Here is a 14296-nt window from a genome sequence, read left to right as displayed (position 1 = left end):
AACGACGTCTGGTTCGGCTACCGGGCGACCGTCATGCCCGGCGTACGGATCGGCGACGGCGCCATCATCGCGGCCGGCGCCGTGGTCACCGCCGATGTCCCGCCCTACACGATCGTCGGCGGCAACCCGGCCAGGCCCATCAGGCAGCGCTTCGACGACGCCGACGTCGAACGGCTGCGGCGTGCCGCCTGGTGGGACTGGCCGGCCGACCTGGTCACCGAACACGCCCGCACCATCATGGCCGGAACCCCGGCCGACATCGAACGCATCGCCACCGCGCACGGACAGGGGAAGTCCCTTTGAACCACGTGCCCCAGGTATCCATCGAAGAGCACACCGTGGCCGACAGTGCGGCCGGACCCTACGCCCTCACCACGGGACCGGACGGCGCCCTGTGGTTCACCCTCGTCCACAGCGGCCGGATCGGCCGCCTCGTCCCCGGCGGGGAGCCGACGAGCCACCGCCTCGCCCCCGACAGCGGGCCTACCGTCATCACCCCCGGCCCGGACGGCGCGCTGTGGTTCACCGAGTACCGGGCGGACCGGATCGGACGCATCACCACCGCCGGCGTGATCGACGAGTTCGGCCTGCCCACACCCGGCTGCGGGCCCTTCGGCATCGCGGCGGGACCCGACGGCGCGCTCTGGTTCACCGAGACCGCCGCCGACCGCGTCGGCCGCATCACCCTCGACGGCCGTGTCACCGAGTTCCCGTTGCCCGTCACGGGCGCGTTCCCCTCGGCGATCACCGCCGGCGGCGACGGGGGGATGTGGTTCACCCTCAATCAGGCCAACTCCCTCGGGCGGATCGGCATGGACGGTGCCGTCACGCTCCACCCCCTGCCGACCGAGGCCGCCGCGCCCGTCGGGATCGCGGCGGGCCACGACGGAGCGCTCTGGTTCGCCGAGATCGCCGCCGGGCAGATCGGCCGGATCACTCCGGACGGGCGGATCACCGAGTTCCCGCTGCCCGACCGCGCCGCCCGGCCGCACGCCGTCACCGTCCACGGCGACGGCACCGCCTGGTTCACCGAATGGGGCGGCAACCGCGTCGGCACGATCACCCCCGACGGCTCCGTCACCGTCCACGACCTGCCCACACCGCGCTCCGAACCGCACGGCATCACCGTCGGCCCCGACGGCGCCCTGTGGACCGCCCTGGAAACCGGCTCACTCGCCCGCATCACCCCGCTGAACGGCACCGCCTGAACACACCACCCCCGCCGCACCGTCAGCAGTTGCCGCCGGTGCGGCGGCCGGGACACCGGTCGGCGGCGAAGCCCTGAAGGGCCGTCCTCAGCGTCTTCAAGCTGCCGAACAGCAAGGGGGAGGAGGCGAAGGAGGCGGGGGGAGCGGGCCGGGGCGGAGACCCTGACGCCCCCGGCCTGCGCGAACGGAAGAAGCTGCGCACCAGCCGGGCCATCCGGGAGGCAGCCCGCCGGCTGCTCGACGAGCGGGGCTACGACAACACGACCATCGAGCAGATCGCCGCGGCGGCCGAAGTGTCGCCGAGCACCGTCTTCCGGTACTTCCCCAGCAGGAACACATCGTCCTGACGGACAGTTACGCGAGTCCAGCATCGAACTGCTCCGCGCCCGCTCCGCCGACGAACCTCCGATCGTCGCCCTGCGGGAGTCGGTCACGGGCATGGTGCGCGCCCTGAGCGACGACGTGAGCACCGAGTACGGCCGGCGGCGCAAGCTGGTGAGCGAGGGGCCCGCGGTCCGGGCGTTGGTGCGGGAGACGCGGGACACCATGGTCGCGGCCTCGTGCGCGGTGCTCGCCGAGCGCACCGGTCGCCCGGAGGACGACCTCGAACTGAGGGTCGTCGTCGGCGCCGTCATGGGCGGGTTCCACCAGGTGCTGTGGGGTGACCACAGCCAGGAGGACGATCTTCCGGAGATGGTCGAGCGGGCCCTCGCGGTGCTCGAGCGGGGCCTGACCCTGTAGAAGCGGGCACGCCAGCGTTCACGCGCGGGGCAGAAGCGCTCCCGCGCCTCGTATGTGTTCGGGGACCGCCTGCTCCTCGGTCTCGCGCTGCGTCCGGCGGTCGGGAACATCGCCTTCCTCGCCGTGGAGACGGTACTCGCCCTCTTCGCGCACGACCGGCTCGGGGTCGGTACCTTCGGCTTCGGGTTGCTTCTGACGGCGGAGGCCACCGGCGGCCTGCTCGGCGCGGGCATCGCATCCTTCCTCGGCCGGCGACTCGGCACCGGCACGGCACTGACCTGCACGGCCGCAGCCGAGGGACTCGCCGTCCTGGGCCTCGCCGCCGCCCCGAACCCGTACGTCGCCGCCCTCGCGCTCGCCGTCTGCGGCGCGGGCATGGGCGCCACGATGGTGCTCGGCCCCTCCCTCCGACAGGCGATCGTCCCCACTCACCTGATGGGCCGGGTCGCCTCCACCTCCCGCATGCTCGCCATGTGCGCCGCCCCGTTCGGCGCCGTCCTCGGCGGCTGGCTGGCCACCGCCTACGACGTACGCGCCCCGCTCTGCACGGCGGCCGGCCTCCTCCTCACCATGACCACCGTCACCGCGACCATGACCAGCAACAGCCGGGTCGAGGCGGCGCTGCGCGCCACAGCCACGGCCGAGCCCCCGGACGCCCCGGACGCCCGGGACCCTGTTCGGGAGAGCGCCGTCTGACGCGCCGCGAGGTGGCCGAGCGAGTCAGAGAGGGCCCCTGCCCCGGTGCTCAACAGGGGCCCTACGCACAGCAAGTGACGGCCGAATCAGAAAGCGCCGTCCACAGTTCCGCCCGGACCCGGCCTCACTTCAGGTGGCGTGTGAAGAATTGGGCCGCGGCCTCGCCTGCGAACTGCGGGACGCCGGTGTGCCCGCCCATGTTGGCGTGCAGGGACTTCTCCTCGGAACCGAAGGCGTCGAACAGGTCCAGGGCCGCTTGACGGTCGTTGCCTTCGTCGTCCCACTGCAGCAGGACATGCAGCGGCACGGTGACCTGCCGGGCCTCCTCGAACATGACGCGGGGCACGAGGCTCCCCGCGAACAGACCGGCGGCCCTGATGCGCGGCTCGACCACCGCCAGCCGGATCCCGATGGAGATCACTCCCCCCGAGTACCCGACCGGACCGCCGATCTCGGGCAGCGACAGAAGGACGTCGAGCGCGGTCTGCCACTCCGGGACCGCCTTGTCGACCAGCGGGAGGACGAGGGCGTCGACCATCTCGTCGCTGACCGGCTCGCCGGCCCGCATCGCCCGGCGCACGTCGGCGCGGGCCCGGTCGAGAGCGGGCCAGCTGGGCCGGTCACCGCTTCCGGGAAGCTCGATGGTGGCCGTGGCGAAGCCCTCCGCCGCGGAGTGCAGGGCCCGGGCCACCAGCCGGGGGTACATCGTGCGCAGCCCGAGCGTGGGGTGGCCGAGCAGGATCAGTGGCACGGGTGCGGAAGCGGATGCGGCCTCGGGCGTCCACAGGAAGCCGGGAATCTCACCGAGGGTGAACTCACGTTCGAGGACGCCGTCGTCGAGGCGCTGCTCGGAAGTGAAAAGCATGGTCGTACCTTTCGGGAGTGCACTGAACGGCGCTCCCGGACGACCTGCCTATCGCCCGACCGTGACCCTGGAGGGGAGCACCCATGTCGATACTGTGTTCACAGGTACCACCTCCTCGTTCTCTCGCACGGCCTCCGTGAATCTAGCAGCGCCCGCCGCCCGTCGGCCAAACCTTTTCCGGCGAAGCCTCGGCCGACACGTCCCGCACCCGCGCCTGGGCCAGGACTTCGGTCGACGCCGGCCGGGTGAAGCATCCGCCCGGCCACCATGAGGTATGGCCCGGCCCCAAGGATGGGCAGGTCAGGCCACGGCCGATTTGATGGTGCTGCAGGAGTCGGCGCCGATGTCGGCTACGCACACGTTGAAGGCGACGTGCGTGCCCTCGGGCAGGGCCACGGTCTCGGAGCGCCACTTGCCGTACCCGAGCGTGTTCTTGATGGTGCCCGACTTGCCGTTGCCGGTGACGTACTTGATGTAGACGGCGAAGCCGTCCATCTGGGTGTCCTTGATCCTGAACTTGTCACCGACGTCGACGAATTGCCCGAACGCGGCCTTCCCCGGAGCGTACGCGTGCGCGCCTTCGCCGGCGGATGCGGGTGAGGCGCCTCCCAGCGTGAGGCCGGTGGTCATGGCCAGGGCCCCGACCGTCATCGTCACCTTCGACCGCCGACTGACGGACACACTCTTGTTGCTCACTCGATCCCCCTGGTGGCTCGGCCACCGCGACAGGCAGACCGCCCCCGCGGCTGACGGCCACAGTAGCCGAATGCGTGGGCATGTCTACGCCGAACGCCTCGTTCCGCGTAAATCGGACGGCTGGGCGGATGGCGGCCCTGGACGAGCCGGGTGCGGCAGCCCGCACAGACGGAACTGCCGTGACGCGCCCCGGGGGGGGCGCTGTGTGGAGCGGTGTCCGTGGCCGGGCGGCCGGGTGCTGCGCCACACCCGGATCCCCGAGAGTGACGTACGTCACATTCGCCCGTGTCACAGGCGGTATGGCCCATTTCGTCCCATGAGTGTGAACATGCACCACAACGGAAGGACCACCGCCATGGAGGCACGACTCAACCTCGCCGCCAGCCCGGCCACCGCCGATGTCCTCAAGCACCTCATGGGTGCGGGCAAGGCCGTCAAGGCCTCGCCGCTGCCGGCCACGACCCAGGAACTGGTGGCCCTGCGTGTCAGCCAGATCAACGGCTGCGCGGCCTGCATCGACATGCACACCAAGGACGCCGCCGCGGCCGGCGAGTCCGCGGTGCGCCTGCACCTGGTGGCCGCCTGGCGGGAGGCGACGGTCTTCACGGACGCCGAGCGCGCCGCGCTGGCACTCGCCGAGGAAGCCACCCGTATCGGAGAGGGCGCGGGCGGCGTCGGCGACGAGATCTGGGACACGGCGGCCAAGCACTACCCCGAGGACCAGCTCTCCGCCCTGGTGGCCCTGATCGCCTTCATGAACGCGGCCAACCGCCTGAACATCACCGTCCAGCTGCCCGCGGGCTCCTACCAGCCCGGCCTCCACCACTGACACCACCCCCGACAACCCCCAGCCTCCCCGGGCCACTGCCCCCACAGCAGCCCGGGGAGAGCCACGCGCGCACAGCCGCACCTGATAAGGCCGTACGGACCCGAACGCACGCCGAGACTGTCGTGCCGGCACCGGCAGCCCGCCCCCGCCTCAGCACCACCACCACTGGCCGACGCAGCACAGGCTGCTGTGGCTGCGGACCAGACGGATCGGGAACCACCACCAGACGTCCCAGGCGAAGCACCTCCGGCAGCGAACCCCCGGGGCGAACCGGCGAGCCGAGCCGCGCCGGCTACACCCACTCCATCCCCAGCTCCCGCAGTGCCCGCACCTGCTCGCCGGTGAGCTTGTCGCGCCGCGACCGGGTGTTCGACACCCAGACGCCCAGCTTCGTCTCCGTCCCGTCGGGCAGAACCTCGATCGCCTTTCGCGGCACCGGCCGCTGCCCCTCCCGCTCGACCCACTGCGCCAGTGCTGCCAGCCCCCGCTGGAACGCCTGCTGAGCCTTGCCCGACCCCCTCTTCGCGCGCCCGGCCGCAGGGACCGGAGACGGCGCCTGCGCGGGCCCCACACCGATCCCGGACAGCCGCTCCCGCTGCTCGGGGGACAGCTGTCTCCAGGCGACGGGCCCAGTCTGCCGCCTCAGCCAGCGCCCGATGTCATCGCCGTCCATGAAGACACCGGGCGCGATGTCGGGAAGATGACCATCGGCATCGACCAGATCCGCGAGAACCCGGTAGTGGCGCTGCCAGTCCAGGGGCCAGGGGCAGTTCCAGTCGGGGTCGATGGCGCTCAGCTGGGCCGCACGCGCAGCCGCCCGCCCGGGGTCCTTCCCCAGGCCGCCCGCTCGCCGGAGGTTGGCCATGTGCTGCCCGACCGGGACCAGCTCGCCCTCGGCGTCTCCCCACACCGCATCCTGCCGCGGCGCCAGGTGCCCCGTGGCCCGCCGGTAGGAACGCAGCACCGCCAGCTTCGTCTCCCAGGCCTCCTCGCCCGGCTCCCAGACCATTCCTGCCTCCGGCGCATCCAGAAGCTTCCGGCGCCGATCCTCCAGCTCCCCGGCCCGCAACGCCTTCCGCTGCTGATGCACCCATCGTCCCAGCGGAAACGCCTTCGTCACCCCCACCTCCGTCTCCACGTCATAAGGAACGGCGTGAAGACCGGAGATCCCGCGCTCCCTGCGCCACCGCAGCAACGCCTGATAGCCCTCGAGCCACACCAGCGACTCCGGCCGGTAGACCCGAGTCCGCAAGAACGCCGCGACCGTGACCGCATCCCGGGGCGTGGAGAAGTGCAACAGCGCGGACTCGACCGCGCCACCCGAGCCGCCCGGCTCCTCCCGCCCGCCGTCACCGGCGCCACTGCTCCCGACGATCCGCCCCTCCGCGTCACGCTGGACATGGACCCTGCGCCTGCCGCTGGTGAGGGCACGTGAGGCGAGCTGCTCGACGAGTCGTTCGTCGTGCGAGCGCAACCCCTGGAGGACGGCCACGAGCGGCTTGAAGCTCGCGGAGGCGATCATGTCGGTGGGGTCTTCGTCGGGTTCGAGGAAGACGGGCACGATGATCCGCGCCACCTTGGAGGAACCGTCACGGTTGAGCCGCAGAGCCCGGCCGATGTTCTGCACGATCTCCACCTGCGATCCGCGGGTGTCCGCGAAGCACACGGCCTCGACCCCCCGCTCGCCGGTGATGTCCACGCCTTCCCCCAGGACGCGACAACTGGCGAGGAACGCCCGGTGCACCCTGCGGCCGGCCGAGTCGACGCCGTTGGCGAACTGCCGCAGTACCTCGCGCCGCTCGGACACGAGGTGGTCCCCGCACAACCATGCCGACCAGACCCGGTCCGGCGGCACGTGCCGGCCGGCTTCCAGCTCGTACGGCTCCGCACCGATCGACGACGCGGGCAGCCCCTCCACCCTCTCGTCGGACTCCGCCGGCATTTCCCCCGCGTACAGCTCGGCGGCCGTCTCCAGCAGCTTCCCCGCGAAGGCGGCCGCCTCCTCGACCTTCTGATGGAACGTCATGACGGTCCTGAGGTTCCACTTCGCCGCATGTTCCAGCAGTGCGGTCTGCAGAAGCGCCAGACGCCGGCCCCGCCGCGCCTCCGCGGACTCCTCCAGGACGGGGGAGGGATCGCGGATCTCCAGGACGTCGATCTCGAATCCGGCGAGGATGCCCCGCTCGATGGCCTCCGAGAGGCCGAGCTCGGCGAGCCACGGACCGTACGTGCCGTCCGGGTCGTCGGCCATGCTGGCGACATCCACCTCCTGGCCGGCCGCGCCCCGCTGCGGACGGGGAGAGGCGAGGATGCGCGGCGTGGCGGTGAGGTAGAGCCGGAAGCCGGCGGGGATCCGCTCGTTGTCGTGGATCGCCGCCCACGGTCTGCCGAGCTCACCAGCGGTCGAGTGGGCTTCGTCCACGATGGCGAGGTCGAAGCCCGCCATCCGCTGCCCGTAGAGCCGTGCCCCGCCCGCCAGAGCGGCTTCCAGCGGCCCGCGGACCCACCGCTGACCGGCCGGTGCGTCGATGTCCTCACGGTCCACCAGCGAGGCGTAGGTGGCGAACACGACGACCGGACCGGACCCCGCCCACAGCGCGAGCTGGACCGCGTTGGTGGTGGTGCGCACCCCCAGCGAGGTGAGGACGGCATCGTTCTCGAGCGAGCACACCGCCACCATCGGGGAGCGATGACCGACGGCCCGCCACGCCTGGGCGGTCTGCACGAGCAGATCCAGGGTCGGCACGGTCACCAGGATCCGTCCGCCGGGGAAGCACTCCAGCGCGCTCGCGGCAGCCGTGATCGTCTTGCCGGACCCGGTGGCGGACACCAGCGTTCCCCGCGCTCCCTGCGGAGGAACAGACGCTCTTGCAAACAGCCTGACCCATTCGCGAACGCTCGTCTTCTGGGTCACCTGATGCTCCCGGAGACTGATCACAGGACTCACGCACCTCCTCCCCTCCAACGACCCGCTGGGCCGTGCCTTCCAGAGCACCGGAACCTCAGACAGAATGCCCCAAGCCTCGCCCGGCCCCATGACCCTGCCACCGTAAGTCCCGAAACCCGCGGTCTGCCTACGTGACGACGGTGACGGCAACCACCACCGGTCTTTCGAAGACCTCGACGGCGCCCGTCTCCACCTACTCCCCCCGCCTGCACCACACGGCACTACGAATCCGCCCCAGCCACCCGCTGGCGACGCGAACACCGACCGCAGACAGCCCGTCCGCCCTCCCCACGCTGCGCGACCCGCACACCGGGGCGTGCGGCGAACGCGCCAGGCGCGACCACTCGTTCCCCGGCCGGGGGGCCAGCCGGGGTCGGGACGGCGGCTCGCTGGTGAAGGTGCTGATGCCGGCGCAGTCGTCGGGGTCACCAACCGCCCGGCGTCGCCTGCACGGCTTGCCTCGTCGTCCCGCCTCCCGACCCGCACCGGGCCGTCCCGGCTTCCCCCGCTCGATGCATACTCATCGCTCGGACACGTTCTCGTCCGCCCGGCGGGTCGTGCGTGGAGTCGCCGGTCCGGGCGGGCCTACGCGCCTTGTCGTGCGGATACGGGCGCGGATGCGTCAGCCCGGCGGCCGGGGGCGGTGGGTTCGGGCAGGACGCGGAAGAGGAACCAGCTCAGAGCGGGCATGGCGATCAGGGGGGTGAGGGCAGTCCGGAGGGTGGTGGAGTCGGCGAGGTGCCCCAGCAGGGGACTGACGAGGCCGCCGATGCTGACGGTGAGGCCGAGGGTGATGCCGCTGGCGGTGCCGATGCGGGAGGGCAGGTAGTCCTGGCCGAGGGTGACCTGGAGGGAGAAGGGGACGTACAGGCCGGTTGAGGTGAGGGCCACGCAGAGGAACATGGCCGGGCCCGGTGCGTAGATCACTCCGCTGACGGCGGCGACGGAGAGCAGGTAGGACCAGCGCGAGACGCGAACGCGGTCGTAGCGGCCTGCCAGGGAGCCGCCAAGGACCGAGCCGACGGCGCCGCCGAGGAACAGCAGGAACAGGGCGACGGTGCCCGCAGTGGTGCTGCCGTGCATGCGCTGCTGGGCGTAGAGGGAGACGAAGGTGCTCAGGCCGGTGAACACGATGGAGCGGAAGACGACCGCCAGGGACAGCTTCACGAACGAGGCCACGTCGTCCGCGCCACGGGGCACCGGCGTCGTGGCCACGCCGGTGTGGGGCCGGGCGAGCATCCGCAGGACGGGCACGCACAGAGCGGCGCCGGCAAGAGCAGGCAGGACGAGTACGGGCGTCCAGTGCAGGGAACCGCGTCCGATCGCGGCCGCCACCATGAGCGGGGCGAGCGCGAAGCCGATGTTGCCACCGAGGGAGAACCAGCCCATCGCGCTGTGACTGCCTTCGCTGGCCAGCCGGGCCACACGGGCCGACTCCGGGTGGTAGGCGGCCACGCCGACACCGGAGACAGCGACGAAGAACAGCGTGAGCCCGTAGGAGCCGCTCAGGCCGCTGAGCGCGATACCCACCCCGCCCAGCACGGTGCTGAGCGGCAGCAGCCACGGCATCGCCCACCGGTCGGTGAGCACCCCGAACAGCGGCTGGGCGACCGACGACAGCAGGGACGCGGCCAGCACGATGCCGGAAGCGACCGCGTAGGTGTAGTCCCGTTCGGCCACGAAGAACGGGATCAGCGCCGCGGCGGCACCCTGATAGATGTCGACACAGGCGTGCCCCACGGCCAGCAGCAAGATCGATGTATTCCTTCGCACTCCACCCATGCTGGGAGATGCACTCGGTGTCGCACTTTCGATAGATTGACAGGTGATGCAGGAAATCCGCCACGCTCCTGTCGCGCCGACCCGGACCCAGCGCCTGGCCTCCGGCGGCGAGATCGACGCGCACCGCCACGACGACCACCAGATCGCGTACGCCAGCCGCGGCATCATCGCAGTGACCACCGACGCCGGCTCCTGGATCGCCCCCGCCACCCGGGCGCTCTGGATCCCCGCCGGCACCGTCCACCAGCATCAGGCACACGGTGAACTCGACCTCCACCTCGTCGGCCTGCCCACCACCGAAAACCCTCTCGGCCTGGACGAACCAGCAGTCCTTGCCGTCAGCCCCCTCCTGCGCGAACTCATCGTGGCCTACACCCGCGACCCCGACAACGACAGCCCACGCCACCACCGCCTGCGCGCCGTCATGCTCGACCAGCTCACCGTCTCCCCCGAGCAGCCCCTTCATCTGCCCGTCCCCACCGACCCCCTGCTCCGCGAACTGCACGACATCCTGCGCACCGACCCGGCCGACAACCGCACGCTCGACGACCTGGGACGCCAGATCGGCGCCGGCGCCCGCACCCTCTCCCGCCGTCTGCGCGACGACCTCGGCCTCACCTACCCCCAGTGGCGCACCCAGATCAGGCTCCACCACGCCCTGATCCTTCTGGCCGAGGACACCTCCGTCACCGCCGTCGCCCACCGCTGCGGCTGGTCCTCCGCCAGCACCTTCATCGACGTCTACCGCCGCACGTTCGGCCACACCCCCGGCACCCGTCCACCAGTTGACACAGGCCCCAGTCGGCGAGGTCACGTGTCACACGGGCCCTGATGCCGCAGCAGGCAACGCTCGCCACGTGCCACGTGCCGGGCTGGGTGGTCCACATCGGAGTGATCACCCAGGCACGGAATCGCCTCGTCGCTCTCAAACGACACGCACCGGGTGTCGGACGACTGCGTCGAAGAGGTAGCCCTGTGTGTTGGCGGCGGTGGTGTCCGGCTGGGTCCGTCCGGTGCTGTCGGTGGCCCGGGCCAGCAGGATGCAGGGGCCGGGGGCCGACGGCCGCCACCGGATGGACCAGCGGACCCAGCCGTCCCGGCGCGGCCGGTCGTGCAGCCTGGCCTCGCCCCATGTGGTGCCTCCGTCCGTACTGACCTCGACCCGGACGACGCCCCCGGTCCCGGACCAGGACCGCCCGGTGAGCCGGTGCGCGGTGCCGGCGGACAGGTTCGCGTCCCGGTCCAGCTCGAAGGCGCTCTTGACGGTCTGCCGGGTCAGCGGGGCGCTGCCGTCGGCCGGATGGGCGTTTCCGAAGAGCCGGTAGAAGTCGGTGTTCCAGGGGGAGTAGAGGGGTTGCGCCGCCACCTCGACGTCGCCGATCCACTTGATGGAGGCGACACCGATCCAGGACGGCACCAGAAGCCGGACGGGGTGCCCGTGATCGGGTGGCAGGGGTTCGCCGTTCATCTCGTGAACGAGCAGGACGTCGTCGAGGGCCTTGGAGAGCGGCAGCGGACGGCGGACCCGGCCGAGGTCGGTGCCGTCGGCGGTGACGTAGGGGGCGTCGAGACCACGCGGCATGACGTCCACTGCGCACCGGTCCAGACCGGCCCGCCTGAGGACGTCGGCGAGGCGGACGCCGCGCCAGCGGGCGGCGCCGATCGCGCCGAGCGTCCAGGCGGTGCCGCTGACGGACTGACCCTGCTGGGTGGTGAACAGGCTGCGCCCGTTGCCCGCGCACTCCACGAACGCGCTGTGCGAGACGGCCGGGAAGGCCTTCAGGTCGTCGAGGGAGAACTCGACCCGGCGGCGGTGGCGGAGGCCGTCACCCCAGACGGTGAGCGACCAGTCGGCGGCGTCGAGGACGGGCGTCGTGGTGTGGTTGCGGACGAAGAAGCGCTCGTTGGGGGTGTGGTACCCGGTTCCGGCGAGGGCGGCGAACCGGGTCTCGGCGTTGGTGCCGCGGACGGTGAACCACGCCTCGGGCAGGGGCTTGATGATCCCGGCCGTGGTCACGGCCCGGTCGGCGGACCGTGCGAGGGGGCCCGGCGCCGCGGCGGCGGCGCCGGTGAGTCCCACGGCCGCGAGGAGGCGGAGCATGTCGCGGCGGGCGACGCCGTCGGCGCGTGCCTCGCCGGCCAGCCACTGGCGGAGTCTGCGGCGGTCGTGAGCGGTTTCGGAAATACGCATGGCGGCCTGCCTTTCGCCCGCAGCACGGCCCTCGCCGGAGGGAGGACGGTGCGTCGGGGACGCGGAGATCGAGGTGGAAGGCCCGGGGCGGTGAGTGGCCCTGGGGCGGCGCTCGGCACCGGCGCGGCGAGCCCACCCGGCGGGTGGACGGGGACCGCGCGGCGCGGATCACTCGTCGGGGATCAACAACAGCCGTGGAGGACGAGCACACAGAACCGCGGGGCGGTGGTGCGGCGTCGGCTGAGGATCATGCCTCCATGCTACGGAAGCGGCGGCCCGCGCGGGCCGGAACGGCGTACTCACCGAGTGGGTCGCCGGTTCCGGCGGCACCGCGCGGTCCCGGTGGTGGCAGCCCTTTCGGCTCCGACGCCGAGCGGAGCCGGCCATGATTCCGCAGGTCGCGTACTGCCGGGAAGACGAGCGATCGCCGCCCGGGCGCGTAGCGCGGCCGTCCACCCGATGACGGTGGTGCGCGGCCGACTGCCCGACGACGTCGGGACTCGCCGCGCAGTCATCGGGGCAGGGCCCGGCTCGCGCTCGTCCGTGCGGCGGGACTCAGGCCGGGTGGTCCGGCTGCTGCTCGGGAGGCGTACCGCCGCCCTCTCCTCCGCCCTTGTCGCCGCGGTCGGTACCGTGGGCACGGCCGCCGCTCCCGCGGGCGGGCTGGGCCGCCTTACGGGCCTGACTGTCCTCCGAAGTGGCCGCTCCCTTGTCGCTGCGCCTCAGCTCGGGCTGTTGCGGGTTCGACATGACTGTTCTCCTCGATCCACCTACGCGGGAACACGTTTCCCTCACCCGGGTGACTCACGGGTTCCCCCCGAAACATGCTGCGCGGCCGGGTTCTGACGATCGAGTCCACCGACACGGTCCAGCCGATGTCGTCACCCTCGCCGACCGCTGAGAGGACTGCGGCGACGGTCCGGTCCCACAGACCCGATCCGGTCGCGCAATCCCCGCGTGCCCACGCCCGGCCCCGAGGCGTGGGTCCCCGCGCAAGGCGTCTGGTCGGCGGACTCCTGAGATCACGCACGCAGCGCCCGCCGAGCCGCTTGCGCTGGAGTGCACTTCAGCCCGTAGCGTCGTGGTGACGGCGACGGTGACGGCGATGGCCACACGGCACCGGTTCGGGATGCCGGTCGGCGCCGGCCGTCGCTGGATGGACGTGTGGCTCCCGCGCCGCTGGACCACGAACGAACACGCAGGGAAGGAACCGGCACACGTCATGCAGAAGCGCAGTCTGAGAGAGCTCGAGGTGTCGGCCATCGGCCTGGGGTGCATGGGCATGTCCGCGTTCTACGGCTCCGCCGACGAGGACGAGGGCATCGCCACCATCCGGCGCGCCCTCGAGCTCGGCATCACCTTCCTCGACACGGCCCAGATGTACGGCCCGCTCACCAACGAGTCACTCGTCGGCGAGGCCATCCGGGGCCACCGCGACGAGTACGTGATCGCGACCAAGTTCAACTACCGGATGGACAAAGCCGTACCGGGCGACACCGGCACCGTCGGCCCGCAGGACGGCTCGGCCGATCACGTGCACAGCTCGGTCCACGGCTCGCTGCGGCGCCTGGGCACCGACCACATCGACCTGTACTACCAGCACCGGGTCGACCCGAAGGTGCCCATCGAGGAGACCGTCGGCGCGCTGGGCGAGCTGGTGGCCGAGGGCAAGGTGCGGCACATCGGGCTCAGCGAGGCGAGCGCGGAGACGATCCGGCGGGCTCACGCCGTGCACCCGATCACCGCCGTGCAGAGCGAGTACTCGCTGTGGTCGCGGGACGTGGAGGCCGAGGTGCTGCCCGCCTGCCGGGAGCTGGGGATCGGCTTCGTGCCGTACTCGCCGCTCGGGCGGGGCTTCCTCGCCGGGAGGTTCACCACGCCGGACGAACTGGACGCGAACGACTGGCGCCGGCAGAACCCGCGTTTCCAGGACGCCAACCTGGAGGCGAACCTGCGTCTGGCGGCCAAGGTGAAGGAGATCGCCGCCGAGAAGGAGGTGACCCCGGCCCAGCTGGCCGTCGCCTGGGTACTGGCCCAGGGTGAGCACCTGGTGCCGATCCCGGGCACCAAGCGCCGCACCTACCTGGAACAGAACGCAGGAGCGGTCGACGTCGAGCTGACCGAGGACGACCTGGCGCGCATCGCCGCGGAGCTGCCGGAGGCGGCGGGGGAGCGGTACGACGAGGCGGGGATGCGGTCGGTCAATAGGTAGTCGCGCGGCCGTGCGGCCGGAACCCTCTCCATGCAGTGCTCAGGGACAACCAGGGCAGAGGCGACTTTCGGGCGCGTGTCGAAAGCGCGGACGGCCCGGGCGGGGCGACAACCCCTGTCCGGCCCGTCC

Annotated in this window: 13 protein-coding genes and 1 pseudogene; 8 read left to right on the top strand and 6 right to left on the bottom strand. The window is 71.8% G+C overall.

Annotated elements, in window-relative coordinates; all coding sequences use genetic code 11:
- From AB0E77_RS22725 to AB0E77_RS22705, 5 genes and pseudogenes are all read left to right on the top strand, one after another.
- On the top strand, positions 1 to 303 hold a 303-nt coding region (locus AB0E77_RS22725; RefSeq protein WP_361573402.1), incomplete at its 5' end, for a CatB-related O-acetyltransferase.
- 35 nt (positions 304 to 338) lie between these two features.
- Positions 339 to 1208 carry a virginiamycin B lyase gene (locus AB0E77_RS22720; RefSeq protein WP_361573400.1) on the top strand — a complete coding sequence of 290 codons (870 nt, stop codon included), beginning with the start codon at positions 339 to 341 and terminating at the stop codon, positions 1206 to 1208.
- Positions 1209 to 1309: 101 nt separating this feature from the next.
- Positions 1310 to 1555, top strand: coding sequence for a helix-turn-helix domain-containing protein (locus AB0E77_RS22715; protein WP_361573422.1), 246 nt, complete (start codon positions 1310 to 1312; stop codon positions 1553 to 1555).
- Between the two features lie 91 nt (positions 1556 to 1646).
- On the top strand, positions 1647 to 1949 hold the full coding sequence (locus tag AB0E77_RS22710; RefSeq protein WP_361573398.1) for a hypothetical protein: 303 nt from the start codon (positions 1647 to 1649) through the stop codon (positions 1947 to 1949).
- 36 nt (positions 1950 to 1985) lie between these two features.
- Positions 1986 to 2645, top strand: a pseudogene (locus AB0E77_RS22705) (MFS transporter); the annotation flags it as partial.
- A gap of 124 nt (positions 2646 to 2769) precedes the next feature.
- On the opposite strand, the gene AB0E77_RS22700 reads toward AB0E77_RS22705, so the two are convergent.
- Positions 2770 to 3510, bottom strand: a complete 741-nt coding sequence (locus tag AB0E77_RS22700; RefSeq protein ID WP_361573396.1) for an alpha/beta hydrolase — start codon at positions 3508 to 3510, stop codon at positions 2770 to 2772.
- A 300-nt stretch (positions 3511 to 3810) separates the two neighbouring features.
- On the bottom strand, positions 3811 to 4206 hold the full coding sequence (locus tag AB0E77_RS22695; RefSeq protein ID WP_361573394.1) for a hypothetical protein: 396 nt from the start codon (positions 4204 to 4206) through the stop codon (positions 3811 to 3813).
- Between the two features lie 355 nt (positions 4207 to 4561).
- Here AB0E77_RS22695 and AB0E77_RS22690 point away from each other — a divergent pair, with 355 nt between their 5' ends.
- Positions 4562 to 5035, top strand: coding sequence for a carboxymuconolactone decarboxylase family protein (locus tag AB0E77_RS22690; protein WP_361573367.1), 474 nt, complete (start codon positions 4562 to 4564; stop codon positions 5033 to 5035).
- A gap of 292 nt (positions 5036 to 5327) precedes the next feature.
- Here AB0E77_RS22690 and AB0E77_RS22685 read toward each other — a convergent pair whose 3' ends face one another.
- On the bottom strand, positions 5328 to 7973 hold the full coding sequence (locus AB0E77_RS22685; RefSeq protein ID WP_361573420.1) for a Helicase associated domain protein: 2646 nt from the start codon (positions 7971 to 7973) through the stop codon (positions 5328 to 5330).
- A gap of 594 nt (positions 7974 to 8567) precedes the next feature.
- Positions 8568 to 9755 carry an MFS transporter gene (locus tag AB0E77_RS22680; protein ID WP_361573392.1) on the bottom strand — a complete coding sequence of 396 codons (1188 nt, stop codon included), beginning with the start codon at positions 9753 to 9755 and terminating at the stop codon, positions 8568 to 8570.
- 55 nt (positions 9756 to 9810) lie between these two features.
- Between AB0E77_RS22680 and AB0E77_RS22675 the strand changes: the two genes are divergently transcribed.
- Positions 9811 to 10596 carry a helix-turn-helix transcriptional regulator gene (locus tag AB0E77_RS22675; protein WP_361573390.1) on the top strand — a complete coding sequence of 262 codons (786 nt, stop codon included), beginning with the start codon at positions 9811 to 9813 and terminating at the stop codon, positions 10594 to 10596.
- Between the two features lie 93 nt (positions 10597 to 10689).
- Here the strand turns inward: AB0E77_RS22675 and AB0E77_RS22670 are convergent, their stop codons facing one another.
- Positions 10690 to 11955: a sulfite oxidase gene (locus AB0E77_RS22670; RefSeq protein WP_361573388.1), complete on the bottom strand. Its 1266-nt coding sequence runs from the start codon at positions 11953 to 11955 to the stop codon at positions 10690 to 10692.
- 555 nt (positions 11956 to 12510) lie between these two features.
- Complete coding sequence (locus AB0E77_RS22665; RefSeq protein ID WP_359405708.1) at positions 12511 to 12705, bottom strand: hypothetical protein; 195 nt, start codon at positions 12703 to 12705, stop codon at positions 12511 to 12513.
- A gap of 472 nt (positions 12706 to 13177) precedes the next feature.
- Here AB0E77_RS22665 and AB0E77_RS22660 point away from each other — a divergent pair, with 472 nt between their 5' ends.
- Positions 13178 to 14167, top strand: coding sequence for an aldo/keto reductase (locus AB0E77_RS22660; protein WP_361573385.1), 990 nt, complete (start codon positions 13178 to 13180; stop codon positions 14165 to 14167).
- The last annotated feature ends 129 nt before the right edge of the window (positions 14168 to 14296 follow it).

The organism is Streptomyces sp. NPDC032940 (assembly GCF_040636935.1).
Lineage (GTDB): Bacteria > Actinomycetota > Actinomycetes > Streptomycetales > Streptomycetaceae > Streptomyces.
Note: the sequence above shows the minus strand (reverse complement) of the source record. Positions and strands in the feature narration are given on the sequence as shown.